The following is a 19,161-nucleotide window of genomic DNA, read 5'->3' on the forward strand; positions in this document are numbered from 1 at the left end:
TAAAAGTATTAAAAATTTGTAAGAAAATAAATATATTTTATTTATTCGATTACGCGGTTTACTTGTTCGAACGAGTTTTTGTAATAAGCTTCTTTTGTAGAAGAAATGATTACACCTTTTGAAGTAGAAGAATGTATAAATTTAATTTCATCTGAATTTACTTCCGTAATAAGTCCAACATGATTGATCTGCTTGCTTTTATTCGTTTTAAAGAAAATCAAATCTCCTTTTTTCGCATCATTTAAGGGAATTACTTTTCCAATTTTTGCCTGTTCAAAAGAACTTCTCGGCAGTTTTATATTTTCAGATTCGAAAGTGGTGTAAACCAAGCCAGAACAATCGAAACCATTTTTTGTAGTTCCGCCCGCTTTGTATTTAACGCCAATATTATCAGTCGCAGTTTCAATTAAATTTTTTACAACAGATCTATTTTCTTTTTTCGGTTCGTTTTTGCTCACAGCAGTCGAAGTCGATTTACAAGAAACCAATACGATTGATAAAAGAAGGAAAACGAGTATTTTTTTCAAAACAGAAATAGTTAAGATTTTAAATCGGCAACAATAAGTTTAGCTGTTTTTTTGCTTGCGCCAACTCCGCCTAGTTTTTGCTCTAAAATATCATAGTTTTTCAGCAGTTTTTCGCGGTGAGAAGGCTCCAATAATTTGTTCAGTTCTTCTTTGATTCGTTTTGTATTACATTCACTTTGAATCAGTTCCGTTACAACTTCCTGATCCATAATTAAATTGACAAGCGAAATATATTTTAAAGTAATAATTCGTTTGGCAATTTGATACGAGATCGCACTTCCTTTATAACAAACCACTTCGGGAACTTTTAAAAGAGCCGTTTCTAAAGTTGCGGTTCCAGAGGTAACCAACGCTGCAGTTGAAGAACGCAACAAATCATAAGTTTTATTCGAAACAAAAGCAATATTTTTGTTTTTAATAAACTGCTGATAAAATTCATAATCCTGGCTTGGCGCTCCGGCAATAACAAATTCATAATCCTGAAAATCATCTACAACGCTCAGCATAACACTTAGCATTTTGGTAATTTCCTGTTTACGGCTTCCCGGTAAAACAGCAATAATTGGTTTTTCGCCTAATTTATACTCTTCTCTAAAAGCAGTTTCATTAAAAGCAGGCTGATTTTGAATAGCATCAATTAAAGGATGCCCAACAAAATCTACAGGGAAATGATGTTTGTCTTCATAAAAACTTTTTTCAAAAGGCAAGATCACAAACATTCTGTCAACGTCTTGTTTAATAGCGTTGATTCGGTTTTCTTTCCAAGCCCAGATTTGAGGAGAAATATAATAATGTGTTTTGTAATTCAGTTCTTTAGCCCATTTTGCAATACGCATATTAAAGCCCGGATAATCAATAAAAATTAAAACATCGGGTTTAAATTCAGAGATATCTTTTTTGCAGATTTTTATGTTGTTTAAAATAGTTTTTAAGTTAAAAATTACTTCAACAAATCCCATAAAAGCCAATTCGCGATAATGTTTTACCAATGTTCCGCCGGCTTTTTGCATTAAATCACCGCCCCAAAATCTGATGTCAGCCTGAGGATCTTCCTCGTATAATGCTTTCATTAAATTAGAACCATGTAAATCTCCAGAAGCTTCGCCAGCTATTATGTAATATTTCATATCAACGAATTTTTATTGCAGCACAAAGATAGGATTTAAATAATTATGGTCGAAATTGCTAAAACAATCACGGCTAAAATCACGCCTCGAGCCATCATTTCTTTGTTTCTTTTTAAGAGAATTAAAAAAACTGGAAGATCTAAAACAGCTCCAATTGTAATCACTTTTCCTAAATATCCCATTTCTCTAATAGTTTGAATTCCGGCTGGAAGGTCAAATTTTGTAAAAAATTTGATAAACAAATAACTTCCAAGAAGCGAAGTAAAAATTCCAACAATAAATCCGATTACGAGTTCTTTTTTATCCATTTAATTTCCAAGTATTAAGTTGCTGCATTGTATGATGTGCCGTTAAGTCGAACTGAACAGGAACTACCGAAATATATCCGTTTTCAAGTGCCCATTCATCGGTATCTTCGCCATTATCTTCATTGGTAAATTTGCCTGTTAGCCAGTAATAATCTTTACCGTAAGGCGTTTGTCTTTTATCAAATTTCTGGGCATAATACGCTTTCGCCTGACGACAGATTTTTATTCCTTTGATTTCTTTTTCGCTCAATTTCGGAAAATTAACATTTAAAACCACTCCGGCAGGAAGTTTATTTTTTAATGTTTCTAAAGCTATTTTTTTTACGAATGCTTTAGCGGGTTCAAAATCGGCATTCCAGTCAAAGTCCAAAAGAGAAAAACCAATCGCCTGAATACCTTCAATTCCGGCTTCGACAGCGGCGCTCATTGTTCCCGAATAAATCACATTTATAGAAGAATTTGATCCGTGATTAATTCCCGAAACACACAAGTCCGGTTTTCGTTTTAAAATTTCATTAACGGCCAGTTTTACACAGTCTACAGGCGTTCCGGAACAGCTGTATTCTGTAACAGAATCTCCATCTTTAGAAATTTTATCCAGAAATAAAGTATTGTTTATCGTAATGGCGTGTCCCATTGCGCTTTGAGGCTTGTCTGGGGCGACCACAACGACATCGCCAATAGTTTCCATAACGCTTATTAAAGCTCTGATTCCGGGAGCCAGAATTCCATCATCATTCGTAACTAATATTAAAGGTTTTTCGTCTTTCATGCTGCGTTTTCCATTTTTGATTTATCAAAATAAAAGCTTGTTAGGGCAAATGTAGTAACAGATTTTGGTAGAATACTAACAAATAAATAAAAATTGTAAACTAAATTCCAGAAGACTTTTAAGCATCAAACATTTTTATATCTTTAACAAAAAATTATACTGATCTTGGCATGTTGGCATAGTTTTTACCGTAACTTAGATTAAAAAATTTGATGAATGCTATTATTAAGTTTATGAAAAGAAATTATAAAATACTTATAGCCGTATTATGCTTGTCTTTAACCCTGTTTGCTTTTAAAATAAATGCTGACAAGAATGATGATCCGGACCCAAATAAAGACAAGACATTATTAGAATTACTGGCTTTTGTTATTGAAAAAGGACACTACAGCCCGGCTGAAATAAATGACGAATTTTCGAAAGGTATTTTTAAAGATTATATCGAGGCATTAGACCCTTCGAAGCGATTTTTCCTGCAGTCTGATATTGATGAATTTAAGCAATATGAGCTAATGCTGGACGATCAGTTTTTGAATAAAGATTTGACATTTTTCAACTTGACTTATACAAGGCTGATGAAGAGAATGGAAGAAAGCAAAAAACGTTACAAAACGATTTTAGCGCAGCCATTTAACTACACAACAGATGAGACTTTTAATGCAGATTATGAGAAACTTCCGTATGCAAAAAACTTAACGGAAATCAATGAAAGATGGAGAAAACAAATTAAATTATCTACACTTTCATCGCTTGTAACAAAACAAAAAATTGAAGAAGAGAAAAAGAAAAAAGATCCTGCTTATCAGGAAAAATCTTTTGATGCTTTAGAAAAAGACACACGAGAAAGTTCATTAAAATCTTTAGATGATAATTTTAGTGTAATTAAAGATTTGAATAAAGATTACTGGTTTTCAGTGTATTTAAATTCAATCATGGCTCGTTTTGACCCTCATACAAGTTATTTTGCTCCAGAAGAAAAAGATCGTTTTGATGTAAACATCAGCGGAAAATTAGAAGGAATTGGAGCAAGATTGACTAAGAAAAATGATTTTACTCAAATTGATGAGTTAATTTCTGGCGGACCAGCATGGAAAGGAAAACAACTTGAGGCTGGAGATTTAATCTTGAAAGTAGCTCAAGGAAATGAAGAACCTGTTGATGTAGTTGGAATGCGTCTTGATGATGTTGTGAAAAAAATCAAAGGTCATAAAGGAACTGAAGTTAAACTTACCGTTAAAAAAGTGGACGGAAGTATCAAAGTAATTTCAATTATCAGAGATGTTGTTGAAATTGAAGAAACATATGCAAAATCAAGTATTGTTGAGAAAAACGGATTAAAATATGGCGTTATTTACCTGCCTAAATTTTATATCGATTTTGAAAACAAAGACGGTCGTGATGCAGGAAAAGATATTGCTCTTGAAGTTGAAAGACTGAAAAAAGAAAACATAAACGGTATTGTTCTTGACGTTCGTGATGACGGTGGAGGATCTCTTTCTACAGTTGTTGATATCGCTGGTTTATTTATTGAAGAAGGACCAATCGTTCAGGTAAAATCTGCTGGTAAAAAGAAAGAAGTTTTATACGATAAAGATAAAAAAATAGAGTGGGACGGACCATTAGTAATTATGGTGAACAGTTTCTCTGCTTCGGCTTCTGAGATTTTAGCAGCTGCAATTCAGGATTACAAACGTGGTGTTATCATTGGTAGTAAACAAACTTACGGTAAAGGAACGGTACAAAATGTACTTGATTTGAACCAATTTGTTCGTAATGCAAATTATGGAGATTTAGGAGCATTGAAAATTACAGGCCAAAAATTCTATAGAATTAACGGAGGTTCAACTCAGTTAGAAGGTGTTCATAGTGACGTGGTTATGCCAGATCGTTATGCTTACTTAAAAATGGGAGAGCGTGATATTGACAATGCAATGCCGTGGGACAAAATTGATCCGGCAGATTACAGCACTTGGACGTCTAACGAAAACTTTACAAAAGCAATCGAGAAAAGTAAAAACAGAATTTTACAAAATCCTCAATTTAAATTAATTGAAGATAATGCAAAATGGATCGATGTTAAGAATAAAGAAAACATATACAGCTTGAACATTAATAGTTTTAAACAAACTCAGGAACAAGTTGAAAATGAAGGAAAAAAATACAAACCAATTTCTGATTATAAAAACAGTTTAGTGTTTAGATCATTGCCTTATGAAGAGGTTGAAATGAATAACGATGCTACATTGAAAGAAAAAAGAGAAGCTTGGCACCAGGCATTATCTAAAGATGTTTATGTGGAAGAAGCATTAAATGTTTTAGATGACTTACAATCTAAATCTTTAGTAAAAAATGGCGTTTCTCCTAAAATGAAAAAAGATAAATTGGTAAAATCTTAAAGATTTTAAATGTTTAATTTGTTATTAAAAAACGCTTCTTAAAGTAATTTATGAAGCGTTTTTTAGTTTAAAAGAAAAAAGTAATATTTATGAAAAGTATTTTAGTTTGCGGATTGATTGGTTTGGCATTGCTTTCTTGTAAAAAGGAAAATGAAACTGTTGTTGAAACAGAAATAGCAAAAGCAGAAAATTCATTTGTTTCTGACCAAAGTAATACTGGTTCTTTATATTCGATTGCTTATCAGCCAACTTCGACCACAAATCAAATTATTCAGCATAAATATTACACGCTTTCTTATAATGAAAAATTTGAGCAGGCCGAATGGGTCGCTTATGAATTGAAGAAAGAATATCTAAAAAACGGAAATTACAAACGTCCGTATTTTATTGAAGATCCAAAAGTAACAACGGGTTCTGCAGATTGGAGAAATTATAAAAAGTCAGGTTATGATAAAGGGCATCTTTGTCCTGCGGGCGATATGGAATTTAGCAAAGACGCTTATGATGATACTTTTTATACTTCGAATATTTCACCGCAAAGACATGATTTTAATAGCGGAATCTGGAACAGAATTGAGCAGAAAACTCGTTATTGGGCTGGAAAATACAATGATATTTATGTAGTTACTGGAGGAATCCTGAAAGATTCAGATAAAAAAATAGGAACAGAGAAAGTTTCTGTTCCTAAATATTTTTATAAAATTGTTTTAGCTAAATCTGGAAAGGAACATAAAGCAATTGCTTTTTTGGTTCCGAATGAAGACAGCGATAAACCAATTTATGATTTCGTTGTTCCTATTGAAACTCTGGAAAAAATGACTGGAATTGATTTCTTCCCAAATTTAAAAAACTTAAAAAGCAGTAAGGACTTTTAAATCTGCAATTGTTTCGGTTGGATTTTCGGCTTTAAAAACAAAGCTTCCGGCAACTAAAACATCGGCTCCTGCTTCTACTAATTGTTTTGCATTTTTGTTGGTTACACCGCCGTCAATTTCGATAAGAGTTGACGCGTTTTTACGTGTAATTAAAGCTTTTAGTTTTTTTACTTTATCATAAGTGTTTTCAATAAACGACTGTCCGCCAAAACCCGGATTCACACTCATAATACAAACTAAGTCAATATCATTAATAACATCTTCTAACAAGTCAATATTAGTATGCGGATTGATGGCAACTCCGGCTTTCATTCCTTCGGCTTTAATAGCTTGTAATGTTCTGTGTAAATGTGTACAAGCTTCATAATGTACAGTTAAACCGTTAGCGCCTAAATCAGCGAAGGTTTTAATATAACGATCCGGATCAATAATCATTAAATGTACATCAATATACTTTTTGGCATGTTTAGAAATAGCTTCTAAAACAGGCATTCCAAAAGAAATATTCGGAACAAAAACTCCATCCATAATATCAATATGAAACCAATCGGCCTGGCTGATGTTAATCATTTCGATATCACGCTGCAGGTTCGCAAAATCGGCAGCAAGAACTGAAGGAGCAATAAGAGTATTTTTCATTTTGTAGTGGTGTGTTTTTTTACAAAGATAAAATTTTTTAACCGTAATCCCGACAACTATCCGGGTCAAGGTTTTATGTAAAATTCATATAGGTTTAAGATGTTTATGTTTTGCTAAATTTATTTTTAATAGATTAAGGTTTTGTCATTATTTTAATTAAAATAATAAGAAAGAAATATAGTAAATCTAAAAAAGGAAATAAATAATTCGTATGGGTTTTTTTGTAAATTGCGGCAAATAATCCTACTTGATGAAAATAACTCTACTTTCAATTATTACCTTTTTTTTATCTGCAAATATGCTCTTTAGCCAAAAGGCATTAGACCCTACAGCAGAAGATATTCAATTAGCAAAATCACTTAGAGAAAAATATTCTAAAGATGATGTGGCCGTTTTAGAAAGCAAGGAAAACATTACGTTTGAACTTAACAAAAGCGATGCTAAAGTTGTGGTTAAAAACTCTGTTAGAGAAGTTTTAATGAACATTAATCACAGAGCTGATATTAATAAATATGAGTTTTATGACAGCGAATCTTCGATTGAAAGTTTTATTCTGAAATACAGAAATCAAAAAAATACCGGGTTTACGTTAAAAGATCAATTTTACAAAGACAACGATTTGTTCTACAATGATGCCCGCGTAAAGTATATGGACGTAGATTTTCCGGTTCAGGGATATAGTTATATCTATGAGCTTGAAAAAAAGTATAATGATGTTAAGTATTTTACTTCTTTGTATTTTAATGACGAGTTTCCGGTTATTAAAAAAGAGATTACAGTTACCGTTCCGGACTGGTTAAATTTAGAATTGAAGGAATTTAATTTTGATGGAAATACTATTTCTAAAACTAAAACGCGCGACGATAGAAATGGTGCTACAATTTATACTTATGTAATGGAAAATGTTGATGCTTTTTATAAAGAGAAAAAAGCACCGGGAAGAAGTTATATCTATCCGCATGTTCTGGTTATAGCAAAATCATTTAAACATAGAGATAAAGAAACGATGCTTTTTAATTCGACTGCAGATCTTTATAAATGGTATAAATCATTAGTAGATTCTATGAAAGATGATACAAGTCTGCTTGCCGCTAAAGTTAAAGAGTTGACGTCTTCGGCAAAAACCGATGAAGAAAAAATCAAGAATATTTATTATTGGGTTCAGGATAATATTAGATATATAGCATTTGAAGACGGAATCGCGGGTTTTAAACCAGACGAAGCGCAAAACGTTTTTGAAAAAAGATATGGGGATTGTAAAGGAATGGCAAACCTGAGTAAACAAATGCTGAAATTGGCAGGATTTGATGCGAGACTTACCTGGATTGGCACCAAGCATATTTTGTATGATTATACAACACCTTCTTTAGCGGTTGATAACCATATGATTTGTACACTGTTTTATAAAGGCAAAACGTATTTTATAGACGGTACAGAGAAGTATAATTCTTTTGGGGAAGATGCGGAAAGAATTCAAAATAAAGAAGTAATGATTGAAGATGGGGATAAATTTATCATTAAAAAAGTTCCAGCTTCGGGAAGTGAACTAAACAAGGAAATTTATAACGCCAAGTTAATTGTTGACAATGATAAATTGAGCGGAAGCTGCTCTAAAACCTATTCGGGAGAAAGTAAAACGGAGTTTTTAAATATTTTTAATTCTTTTGAAAATAATAAAAAAGGCGAAACTTTAGAAAAATACCTTTCTGGAAATGATAAAAATATTACAGCTAAAAATATTAAAACCTCAGATTTAAAAAACAGAGATTTAAAACTTTCGTTGAATTATGATTTAGATGTTCAAAATAAGGTTTCAAAGTTTGATAATGATATTTTTATAGATTTAGCCTATATGGATGAATATAAAAATTTTGAGTTTAAAGACAGAAAAACAAATTACGAACTAAATTATAAAACAAATTACGAATCGAATGTAGTTTTGGCGATTCCTGACGGATATAAACTGAGTAAATTACCTGAAAGCTTAAATGTAAATGAAGAAGATTTCAGTGCTCTGATTTCGTTTAAACAAGTTGGTAAAGAGATTGTTTACAAAAAGCAATTTGTGTTTAAAAATGCCGTGGTTAAAAAAACAGATATGGCAAAATGGAATGACTTCAATAAAAACCTTAAAACAATTTATAACCAACAAATAATTTTTACAAAATCATAAAACAGTATGAATAAAACATTACTCATTTTCTTTATTACAATTTGTTTCTCTTCTTATTCACAGGATAAAACCGAAGTAAAAGACTTCTTTTGGGGAAAATCAGACACTTTTAAAACGGTGACCAAAACTCCAGACAAATGGAAGAATGAGTCGGCAGTTATTATTTATAAATATGAACATTATGACTATCATAATTCTGGTGTAAAAGTAGTGCTTACAAGTGCTTATAGACAAAGAATAAAACTTCAGGATGAAAATTCGGTTAAAGAATTTTCGGAATTCTCGTTTAAAAACAAGTTTTATTCGTCAAGAGGATACAGCTATAAACAAGGAACAACATTTTTAGGAGTTAAAATTGTTAAGCCAGACGGAAAAGAAATTGAGGTTGATGTCGATAAAGATGCAAAGGCGGTTGATGACCAGAAAAAAATAGCTATAAATGGTCTTGAAATAGGAGATATTATAGATTATTATTACTATTCGTATGAACCATTTGCTAGCCAGATTCAAAATTTTGATCCTGTTGAAAACACATTAGGAGACGTATATCCTATTATGAGCAGGAAAATGAAATTTTTAGTTGAAGAAGATTTTTATGTTGCTTTTAATACCTATCACGGTGCGCCTGAGTTAAAAGAAGTTGCTTCTGGAAAAAAACGTACTAAGGCATACGAATTAACGGCTCATGATATTGAAAAAGAGGAGTTTCCGAGATGGTTTTATCCGTTAGTCGAACTGCCTTGTTATAAATTTCAGGTCTTTTTTGCAAAAAAATCGAGTGATGCTAAACCGTATTATTCCCAAATATTTTTGCCTAAACAGAATGAGGCTTTTAAAAAAACAGTCAATAAGGATGATATTTTTGACAATTATGAAAAGGAATTCCGTGCGGTTTTTGATTTAGGAGAAACACTAAAGTTTTTAAAAGGAAAAACTTTTGAAAGTGAGGAAGAAAAAATAAAAGCGGTTTACTTATTTGCCAGACATCAGTATTACACACAATATATTGAATCGGCAGTTATTAAAGAAGCTGATATTTTTAATTCGTATGCCATGTACAAGAATCCTGATTTCTTTTCAAACGAATGGTCTTTTATATACTATTTTATGGCTTATATGAAAGAGTTTAAAATCGATTATAATATTGTATTGGCGACAGCCAGAAATAATGGTTCTCTGGATGAATTGCTGATTAAAAAAAATCTGACTCCATTATTACGAATCAATACACCAACTCCGTTATATCTTGAATATTGCAACCCTTTTACCACGCCGGGAACAATTGATTATAACCTTGAAAATACAAAAGGTTACATAATGGATTTTGTGAGCAACAGGACTATTGCAAACGTAAAGGAAGTGGATTTGCCATCGACTACAGTTAAAGACAATATTACAAAAGTAGTAACGAATGTTTCTATGGATGCTGATTTGTCTAGTTTGAATGTTAAAAGAGCTTCAGAGTTTTATGGACATTTTAAAAGCGATGAACAAAAGGATAAATTGAAGTTTTATGATTATGTAGATGAAGATTATCAAAAATATGGTACTGAAAGAGTTATAGATAAAGTAGGGAGTAAAAGCAAGCGCGAACAATATAACAAAGAGTTTGATGCTTTGAAAAACAAACTAAAAGATATTCAAAAAGAAAACGAGAAAAAATCTCTTTCGGGAGAATTTGATTTTGAGATTGAAAATCCAACAATTAAAATTACAAATACCGGAAGATATGGCGATAATTCTCCAGTTTCGTATGAGGAAGAATTTGTTATAAAGAATAATTTTATCAAAAAAGCAGGTGAAAATTATATTGTTGAAATTGGAAAAATGCTGACCAACCAGCTTGAAATTGATAAAAAGGAAGCTGACCGAAAAAACAATGTATATATGCCATTTCCGAGAGCTTTTGAAAATGAAATTATATTTGAAATTCCTGCCGGATATAAAATTTCAGGAATTGAAAAATTAAATAAAAATGTTCAAAATTCCACTGGAGAATTTACTAGTACAGCTGTTTTAAAAGATAATAAGCTAGTAATTAAAACAGTAAAGAAATATAATAATTACTACGAGCCTAATGCAAATTGGAACAAAATAGTAGACTTTTTAGAAGCGGCTTACCAATTTACTCAGGAAAAAGTTTTGCTTAAAAAATAATAGAATTAACTTTTAGAGCTTTAAAAGTATTTGATGTTTTAAATATTTTGCAAACATATTTAAATAAAAAACTCCGGTAATCAGCCGGAGTTTCAATCATCAATCAAAAAACGAACAGTCAATCAAACTGTTGTTTACGGTAAAAATTCCAATTTTTAAATACCCAAATTCCAATTAAGGTTGGAATTTGGAATTTAAAGATATTGAAATTTATATTGTTTTATCCTAAGTAAGTTTTAAGGATTTTACTTCTTGAAGTGTGTTTTAATCTACGGATTGCTTTTTCTTTAATCTGACGAACACGCTCACGAGTTAAGTCGAAAGTTTCTCCAATTTCCTCTAAAGTCATTGGGTGTTGATCGCCAAGACCAAAATACAAACGTACAACATCTGCCTCTCTTGGAGTTAATGTTTCTAACGAACGCTCGATTTCAGTACGTAATGATTCGTGAATTAACTCTCTGTCCGGGTTTGGAGATTCTCCAGAACGTAAAACGTCATAAAGGTTAGAATCTTCACCTTCAACAAGAGGTGCATCCATTGATAAGTGACGACCAGAGTTTTTCATAGACTCTTTTACGTCATTTACGGTCATGTCAAGTTCTTTTGCAATTTCTTCAGCAGAAGGCGGACGCTCATTAGACTGCTCTAATAACGCATACATTTTGTTGATTTTGTTGATAGAACCAATTTTGTTTAATGGTAAACGAACAATACGTGATTGTTCTGCAAGAGCCTGAAGAATCGATTGACGAATCCACCATACGGCATAAGAAATGAATTTAAAACCACGAGTTTCATCAAAACGCTGTGCTGCTTTAATAAGACCTAAGTTTCCTTCATTAATTAAATCAGGAAGAGTTAATCCTTGATTTTGATATTGTTTAGCAACCGATACAACGAAACGTAGGTTGGCTTTTGTTAATTTTTCTAAAGCTCTTTGATCACCAGCCTTTATTCTTTGTGCTAATTCTACCTCTTCATCAGCGGTAATTAGGTCAACTTTTCCGATTTCTTGTAGATATTTATCTAACGATGCAGTTTCACGATTAGTTACCTGCTTGGTGATTTTAAGTTGTCTCATGTTATTTGTCTCCTCAATTTTTAAGTGTACAGATTGTTATACGTATGAAGTTTCAAAAAAGTTACAAATTGTATCAAAAATAATTTGTTTTTTTTCAAAAATAAAAAACCTGTCTAGGAATAGACAGGTTTTCAGTATGTTATGATATTTCTTTACAAGTAAAAAATTCAATTAATTTGCTGCAGCATTTTGAACTTCAATATTTTCTTTTACAGAAACCGGAATTCCGCTTTTAGTAAAACCTTCAAGTCTTATTTCAAAAGTTCCCGAAAGATCAGAAGTATAAAATGAAGTTTCAGAATCTTTGTTTAACTGAACATCAGGGTTCCAGAATAATTGATTTCTAAAATCAGGAATTCTTTGATTGTCAGCAATATTTTCATAGTTTACCTTGTTGTATATTTTCTTAGGCTGCGGTCTTAAAACAACTGGTTTTACAATTGAAGATCCTGTTTGAGTACTTTTAAAATCCTTGTCAAAAGTTGTAAAACTAATTAAACCATTAAATGATTTTGAACCAACATAATATCTTCCCACAATTACTTCAATCTTATATACATTTTTCATATTATAGGTTACAAGATCAGTTTGATTTTCTAAATATTGTCCGTCAACCAAAACAAGTGCTGATTCAGGAAACTGCGGAAAAATACTTGGATCATTAACATGCAGATAAAGTTTGTTGTCTTTTTGTTTAGAATAAATTTCGACTGCAACTTCGGTTATGGTTTCTTTTAAAGTTTTAAATCTTGTATAATCATCCAGGATATATTCTTTTGCTGTTTGATAAAAGAAAGATTCAGATGTTGGTGTTTTTTGGATATTGTCTACTTTTTTGTGATAATAAGCATTTTCAACCTGACTTGAAATGGATCTTTCTAAAAGACTTTCTTTAAAGGTGTAAGACAATTTTGAATCCTTTTCAAAAGATACCTGAGAATAATCAATTTCAGGAGCGTTGTTTACAGCAACATCATAATTGTTTGCTTTTTCATCAATAATTTGAATAACAATATTAGACGTATAGAATGTTTTGTTTATGTTGAAAATAAAGTTTCCGTTTAGGTCTGTTTTTACCACTTCAAAAGCAAACGATTTACCCGGAATAGATAATCCTACTGAAATATTATCGACTTTATCACTGTTATTTTTTGCCGAGATTTTCCCTGAAATAATTTCACCTCTAAGTTCTGGCAAAATTATTTTTTGATCCTGTTTTTGCAAATCTAATACCACCGGATAAGATGGATTTGCTGCAAATTTCACAGCCGAAACCTGATTTTGAGCAGGAATATTATCTAATTTTCTAACAGAAAGCGAATACGTTCCGTCTTCAAAATTTTTATTTAAAGATTGAATTTTTAAATCAACAAATTCGCGGTTTGCAAATGTTTTTTTATTCAGTTTAAGTGTAACATTTTCGTTCGTAACATTTTCGTCAGAAGTATTTGATCCGTTTGCTAAAATGTTTGCTGCAACACTTTTCTCGTCAACTTTATAAGGATTGACAATGTTAATGTTTAACTGAAATAACTCAGAAAACGGTTTGTTCAGCATCCAGTTTGTGTAGCCTATTAGTTTATAGCTTCCTGTTTTTAAAGTTGTCGGAATGAAATAATCTCCCTGACCGCTTGCGTTTTCTAAAGAAATTTTTGTTTTAAAAACGGATTTTTTACTATCGTCAACCAGTTCTACATAAGCAACTTTGCTAATATTGCTTGGCGTTTTATCAGATGATTTTAAACAATAGATTTTGTACAACAAAGTTTCACCAGAAACAAGTGTTGTTGCATTTGTATGAATGAAAACAGTTTCATCTACTGCGATAGTTTGTTGTGCGCTGCTTAATTGTGTATTAATTAATACAAACAATAAAAATATGTGTTTTAGTCTATCCAAAATGAAGGTTTTACGTTAGATGAAAATGATGTACAGTCTCCGCATACGGCGTCTACTAAGATGTAGTTTGTTCCGGTATTGAAAAAATAGGTCATTAGATTTTGTTCAACATTAAAAATCATATCTTCTCCGTTGCAGCCTTCTCCACCAAAACAGAACTTAAAACGAATGTCTTCGCAGGGATTAAAATAAGGAGCTGGTTGTCCCGGGAACATATCATTATAATTAAAAAAGATTCTTTGTTCTGAAACAGATGTTACATCAAAAAAACCAATAACTTTTGTGTTAGAATCGCTGATGCATTTTATATTTCCAGAAAGTACTCCGGGCTGTTTAGGAGATAAAACGGTGCCTGAACCAGCAATATCCCTCATTGTTCTATGGAAATTGTAGGCTGCTAAATTTTCGACGTATTGTTTAACTAAAATACTGTATCTATGCCCGATGATATAGTTCTCTTCCTCAATAAAACGTATTGGTAAGTTTACACGATCTTCGGTAAGGTCATTTGTGTTTAATAAAATAATATCTGTCGATTTTTTTGTTGAGTAACAAATTTTGGTATTAGACGAATTAGGAATAAGCGCTACAGATTCGGGACCGGTAACTATTAATTTAGAGAATGACCATCTTGGTGCTATAATTTTATAGCTTTCCTCGTATTCAAAACGATAGTATTTTGAAGTTCTGGCAGGATCATAACTATTAACGTTGATTTGAACACCAATTTGATTGTCTTTGTTTGTTACAACCGAAGGAACTATGCTTTGAATTTGATTTACTGTTGGAAGTATTTCAGGACTTGATTCATATACTTTTCCGTCTGTGGTTTTAATTTCTAAAGTATATTGTCTGTTTGGTAAAATCTGAAATGGTGTTTGCGAAACATAAACTCCAGCGTTTTCTTCAAATAAATAAGAATTGTTTTGATTGTCTTTAACAACTACTTCGGCACCTTTTTCTACCTGAAGCGATGTGTCTTCAAATTTAGAAGTTTTTGTTATTTTAATTTCCTGATTTTTAAGTTCGTTGGTCAATGTAGCTTCTACCACAATAGCTTCTTCGTAGGTGTTTGTAAGTAACGGATAAGTTTCTGTACACCCATTTGCGAAAAAGCAGATAAGCAATAAGATTAATATTTTATTAAAAGGTATGTTCATGGCTTTGTTTAAAATAGTTTTTTCTTGTTTTGATTTTGAAGAATCTATTTTTGTTTTTTAAAATTTATATTTTTTAATCTACCCAAAAGGTTGGTTTTACATTTGATGCAATTGTGGTACAATCTCCGCACGGTGAATATACCCAATAATAAAATGCACCGTTTAAATAATAAGTAATGTTGTTCATCTCTAAGTCGTCAAAATAACCGCCAGAATGTGTACATGGATCTGGACTAAAAGGATAATTAGCGTAGCAAAACTCCTGACAGTCTGTATAAAATGGAGGTGGTGGTTCGCCAAGAAATAAATCATTATAATTAAAATAGATTCTTTCAATTGATATTGATGCTACATCAAAATATCCAACAATTTTATCGTTTGGATTTTTTGTAGATTTTAAATTGCCTAATACAATTCCGGGTTGTGTTGGAGATAAAAGGCTCGCACTTCCGGATATTTTTTTTAGTGTGCTGTAATAGTTAAATGCGGCTAAACTTTCAACATATTGTTTTACCAGTATACTATATCGGGTTGTGATTATATAATCCTGATCGCTTATAAAACGGGCCAAATAATCAACTCGATCTTCTTTTAAATCAGTAGTGTTTAATAAAAGCAGATCTGTACTTTTTTTATTTCCGTAACAAGTTTTTGTATTAGGATCATTTTGACCAAAAGTAAGTCCTCCATTTTGATTGATAAATGCTTTAGTCGGAACCCATTTTGGCGCTACAACTTTATATGTTTCTTCATATTCATATCTGTAATAATGCGATTTATTGGTAGGATCAAAACTATTGACTCTAATACTGACTCCTCTTTTATCGTCTTTATCTTTTTCTATAGCAGCTTTAACGCTTTGCATTGGAGTTACTGTTGAAAGTGTTTCCGGAGATGATTCAAAAGTTCTGCCGTCTTTTGTATTAATGTGCAATTGATACTGCGTTCCGGGTGCGGCCTGAAATGCAACGGTTGATACATATTTATCAGACTGATCTTCAAAATCATATCTGTTTCCTGAGTTGTCTGTTATATAAACCTCCGCGCCGCTCTCTGTCAAATATTTTTCATCTTCAAATTTGGCACTTTTGGTAAGTTTAATTTCCTGATTTTTCAATTCATTTGTTATCGTTGCTTCTACCACTAAAGCTTCTTCATAAGTATTCGTTAATAACGGATACGCTTCTGTACAGCTATTCAAAATAAAAGCTGAAAAGAGGAAAAGAATACTATATAGTTTATAATTTTTCATTAATTAAAATTTAAAATTATAAGTAATACTAGGAACTGGAATTGAGAAAATAGATGTTTTATAACCTTTTACTTTTCCATTTTGATCAGTTACAAAATAAATAGAATATGGATTATTTCTTCCTAGAACATTGTAAATTGAAATGTTCCAGAAACTATGCGCTAACTTTTTAATTTTATGATTTCCTTCAATATTAAGACCAATGTCTAAACGGATATAATCCGGAATTCTGTAAGCATTTCTGTCGCTATACAGCGTATATTCTGAATTTCCATATTGAAATGTTCCAATTGGGTATGTAATTGGTCTTCCTGTTTGGTATAAGAAATTTGAAGACAAACTATAACGTTTTGTAAATCTATAATTTAAAATCGCACTTAAATCGTGAGGCTTGTCAAAATTTGCCGGGAAAAAGTTACCGTTATTTACAATTTCTGAACTAAACTGACTGTCAAGCTTTATTAAAGTACGAGAATAAGTATAACCAATCCATCCGTTTAATCTTCCGGTTGATTTCTTCAATAACAATTCAACTCCGTAAGCTTTTCCTTCGCCCTGCAGTAATTCAGTTTCTACATTTTGATTTAGCAGAAGCTGTGCCCCAACTTTATAATCCAAAATGTTTTTAGATTTTTTGTAATATCCTTCTAAACTAATTTCATACTCTTCATCTTTCAGCGTTTTAAAAAGACCTAAAGAAACTTGCTGTGCAGTTTGTGGTTTTACGTTAGAATCAGATAATTTCCAGGTATCTGTTGGAGATTGCGTTACGTTGCTTGATAAAAGGTGAACATATTGACGTGTAACATCATAACCTGCTTTAATAGAAAAATCTTCAGTAATAAAATAACGTGCTGCCAAACGAGGCTCAAGTCCGCCATAAGTTTTTATAACTTCGTTTTTATTGTAATGCTCTGTTCCGGTTACCGTTTCGTCGCTTAAAGGCAGACCAGCTTGATAAGTATTTACATTCGCTTCTCCTAAAGATGCATAAAACGAATATCTTAAACCTAAATCAATTAAAAGCTTATCACTAAATTTATAACTATCGGCTAAATAAATAGCAGACTCCAGCGCTCTTTCTTTCTCGAGATCAGTCGAAATTAAAGTAGCCTCAGGCTTTTTCGGATGCTGATAACCTGGTGAAATGTTGTATAATTTACTAGCAATACCGTAAGATAAAGTATGTTTTGGATTAAGCTGATAATTCAATTTTAACTGCAATTGCGATTCGTTTACTTTGTATCCAAAATCAAATGCATTAATATCACTTGAATCGTAATCAATATTGAATTTATATTCACTGTTTGTAAAAATTAAAGCACCTTTGCTCTTTTTACTGAAAGTATGATCCCATTTTAAAGAAGCAAGTCTGTTGCTGTATTTATAGATCGAATCTGAACTTAAACTAAAGCGATCATGGCTGTAATAAGCAGTTGCTTCAATGTTATTGTTGGCATTGATTTGATTGTTGTACTTAAGAATTCCATCATAGAATCCGGCTTGACTATTCTTTAAATTTTCATCATCAAGAGATTTTAAAATCCAGTCTGAATAAGTTGCTCTACCTCCAAAAATAATACTTGATTTATTTTTTTCGATTGGCATGCTTAGCGTAAGGTTTGAAGTTATTGGTCCTATTGCACCTTCGCCAGAGAATTTCTCCGGATTTCCGTTTTTTGTTGTGATATCAAATACAGATGATAATCTTCCTCCAAAATCTGCCGGAATGCTTCCTTTATAAATATCTGCTTTCTTTGCTGTATAAGGGTTTATGGCCGAGAAAAAACCTAAAAAGTGCTGCGGATTATATAAAACGGCGTTGTCTAAAAGGATAAGGTTTTGGTCGTCTTTTCCACCTCGAACATTAAATCCAGCAGATCCTTCTCCGGTAGTTTTAATACCAGGGAATGTTGTAGCTACTTTTAAGATATCTCTTTCTCCCAGAATCAAAGGAACGTTTTTAATTCCTTCAATATCAATAGAAACTAATCCTGAGACGGCTGTTTCTGTTTGTTTTTGACCTTTCTTTTTAATTACAACTTCATCTAATTGATTTGATCTTTCATTGATTCCAATATCAAATTTTCCGTCATCATAAACCATTAAAGTTCTCACAACCTCTTTATGGCTAAGGGATTTTACTTCAATAATGTTTATTCCGCGTGGAAGGATTAAACTATAATTTCCGTCAAGATCAGTAGAAGTATTGATATTTTTTCCTCTTACTTTAATGTAAATATTAGGTTCTGCTTTTCCGGTTTCGTCATTTCTTACAGTACCAGAAACGGTAAAATTTCTTTTAACAGCATCTTTATTTTCTTTTCCGATGAAAACTATTGAAGCTTTTTTAGTTACGCTGTAGCTGTTTAAAGAATCATACTGCTGATGAAATACTGGATTGTCTGAATTATCATTTCCATTATTTTGATTCGTTTCGACTGGAGCATCGCTAAAATAATTCGACGGTAAGGTATCGTGAATTGTACTATTAAGTGTTAGGATTACTTTGTTTTTGAGAACAATATAATTCAAATCGGTTTTACTTAAAATGGAATTAAGTACTGCGTCAACAGTTGCATCAGTATAAGCTCCTGAAATTAATTCTTTGTTAGCATTAACCCAAGTTGGATCAAAATAGAATTTATAAGATGTTGCTGCTTCAATACGTTTGATTGCATTTTCTAAAGTTTCATCTTTAAAAGTAATTGAGAATTTCTCATTAGAATTTTGTGCAACAGACAACTGAAATGAGAATAAAATAATAAAGGCGAGTAAAATTTTTTTCATTG

The 19,161-nt window shown here is 31.8% G+C and carries 14 protein-coding genes; 4 read left to right on the top strand and 10 right to left on the bottom strand.

Annotated features, from left to right (window positions below; genetic code table 11):
- Nucleotides 1-41: 41 nt before the first annotated feature.
- Genes B3C18_RS21485 through surE form a run of 4 tightly spaced genes read right to left on the bottom strand, consistent with a single transcriptional unit; the run spans nucleotide 42 to nucleotide 2,734 of the window.
- Complete coding sequence (locus tag B3C18_RS21485; protein ID WP_291151595.1) at nucleotides 42-527, bottom strand: C40 family peptidase; 486 nt, start codon at nucleotides 525-527, stop codon at nucleotides 42-44.
- 11 nt (nucleotides 528-538) lie between these two features.
- Nucleotides 539-1,654: a lipid-A-disaccharide synthase gene (gene lpxB / locus B3C18_RS21490; protein WP_291151597.1), complete on the bottom strand. Its 1,116-nt coding sequence runs from the start codon at nucleotides 1,652-1,654 to the stop codon at nucleotides 539-541.
- 35 nt (nucleotides 1,655-1,689) lie between these two features.
- Entirely contained in the window at nucleotides 1,690-1,962 is a 273-nt protein-coding gene (locus tag B3C18_RS21495; protein WP_056207642.1) for a hypothetical protein, read from the bottom strand.
- Complete coding sequence (surE, locus tag B3C18_RS21500; RefSeq protein WP_291151600.1) at nucleotides 1,955-2,734, bottom strand: 5'/3'-nucleotidase SurE; 780 nt, start codon at nucleotides 2,732-2,734, stop codon at nucleotides 1,955-1,957. The genes B3C18_RS21495 and surE overlap by 8 nt, the downstream gene beginning before the upstream one ends.
- A 212-nt stretch (nucleotides 2,735-2,946) precedes the next feature.
- Here surE and B3C18_RS21505 point away from each other — a divergent pair, with 212 nt between their 5' ends.
- Together B3C18_RS21505 and B3C18_RS21510 are read left to right on the top strand one after the other, a co-directional pair.
- A complete protein-coding gene (locus B3C18_RS21505) occupies nucleotides 2,947-5,130 on the top strand; it encodes a carboxy terminal-processing peptidase (protein ID WP_291151602.1) in 2,184 nt (727 codons plus the stop codon).
- Nucleotides 5,131-5,219: 89 nt separating this feature from the next.
- The gene (locus B3C18_RS21510; protein WP_291151605.1) at nucleotides 5,220-6,005 is read left to right on the top strand and encodes a DNA/RNA non-specific endonuclease; all 786 of its coding nucleotides are present in this window, start codon (nucleotides 5,220-5,222) and stop codon (nucleotides 6,003-6,005) included.
- On the opposite strand, the gene rpe is transcribed toward B3C18_RS21510, so the two are convergent.
- The gene (gene rpe, locus B3C18_RS21515; RefSeq protein ID WP_291151608.1) at nucleotides 5,982-6,644 is read right to left on the bottom strand and encodes a ribulose-phosphate 3-epimerase; all 663 of its coding nucleotides are present in this window, start codon (nucleotides 6,642-6,644) and stop codon (nucleotides 5,982-5,984) included. The genes B3C18_RS21510 and rpe overlap by 24 nt on opposite strands.
- A gap of 250 nt (nucleotides 6,645-6,894) precedes the next feature.
- Between rpe and B3C18_RS21520 the strand changes: the two genes are divergently transcribed.
- Both B3C18_RS21520 and B3C18_RS21525 read left to right on the top strand, forming a co-directional pair.
- On the top strand, nucleotides 6,895-8,817 hold the full coding sequence (locus tag B3C18_RS21520) for a transglutaminase-like domain-containing protein (RefSeq protein WP_291151611.1): 1,923 nt from the start codon (nucleotides 6,895-6,897) through the stop codon (nucleotides 8,815-8,817).
- A 6-nt stretch (nucleotides 8,818-8,823) separates the two neighbouring features.
- Nucleotides 8,824-10,974 carry a hypothetical protein gene (locus B3C18_RS21525; RefSeq protein WP_291151613.1) on the top strand — a complete coding sequence of 717 codons (2,151 nt, stop codon included), beginning with the start codon at nucleotides 8,824-8,826 and terminating at the stop codon, nucleotides 10,972-10,974.
- 220 nt (nucleotides 10,975-11,194) lie between these two features.
- Here B3C18_RS21525 and B3C18_RS21530 read toward each other — a convergent pair whose 3' ends face one another.
- The 5 genes from B3C18_RS21530 to B3C18_RS21550 all read right to left on the bottom strand — a co-directional run bounded on the left by B3C18_RS21530 (nucleotide 11,195) and on the right by B3C18_RS21550 (nucleotide 19,159).
- On the bottom strand, nucleotides 11,195-12,058 hold the full coding sequence (locus B3C18_RS21530; RefSeq protein WP_007804760.1) for a sigma-70 family RNA polymerase sigma factor: 864 nt from the start codon (nucleotides 12,056-12,058) through the stop codon (nucleotides 11,195-11,197).
- 171 nt (nucleotides 12,059-12,229) lie between these two features.
- A complete protein-coding gene (locus B3C18_RS21535) occupies nucleotides 12,230-13,930 on the bottom strand; it encodes a hypothetical protein (protein ID WP_291151616.1) in 1,701 nt (566 codons plus the stop codon).
- A gap of 14 nt (nucleotides 13,931-13,944) precedes the next feature.
- The gene (locus B3C18_RS21540) at nucleotides 13,945-15,117 is read right to left on the bottom strand and encodes a DUF4249 domain-containing protein (RefSeq protein ID WP_291151618.1); all 1,173 of its coding nucleotides are present in this window, start codon (nucleotides 15,115-15,117) and stop codon (nucleotides 13,945-13,947) included.
- Between the two features lie 73 nt (nucleotides 15,118-15,190).
- Nucleotides 15,191-16,369, bottom strand: a complete 1,179-nt coding sequence (locus tag B3C18_RS21545; protein WP_291151620.1) for a DUF4249 domain-containing protein — start codon at nucleotides 16,367-16,369, stop codon at nucleotides 15,191-15,193.
- A gap of 3 nt (nucleotides 16,370-16,372) precedes the next feature.
- The gene (locus tag B3C18_RS21550) at nucleotides 16,373-19,159 is read right to left on the bottom strand and encodes a TonB-dependent receptor (RefSeq protein ID WP_291151622.1); all 2,787 of its coding nucleotides are present in this window, start codon (nucleotides 19,157-19,159) and stop codon (nucleotides 16,373-16,375) included.
- Nucleotides 19,160-19,161 lie beyond the last annotated feature (2 nt).

Origin of the sequence: Flavobacterium sp. UBA7680 (assembly GCF_002482975.1) — a bacterium.
GTDB lineage: Bacteria > Bacteroidota > Bacteroidia > Flavobacteriales > Flavobacteriaceae > Flavobacterium.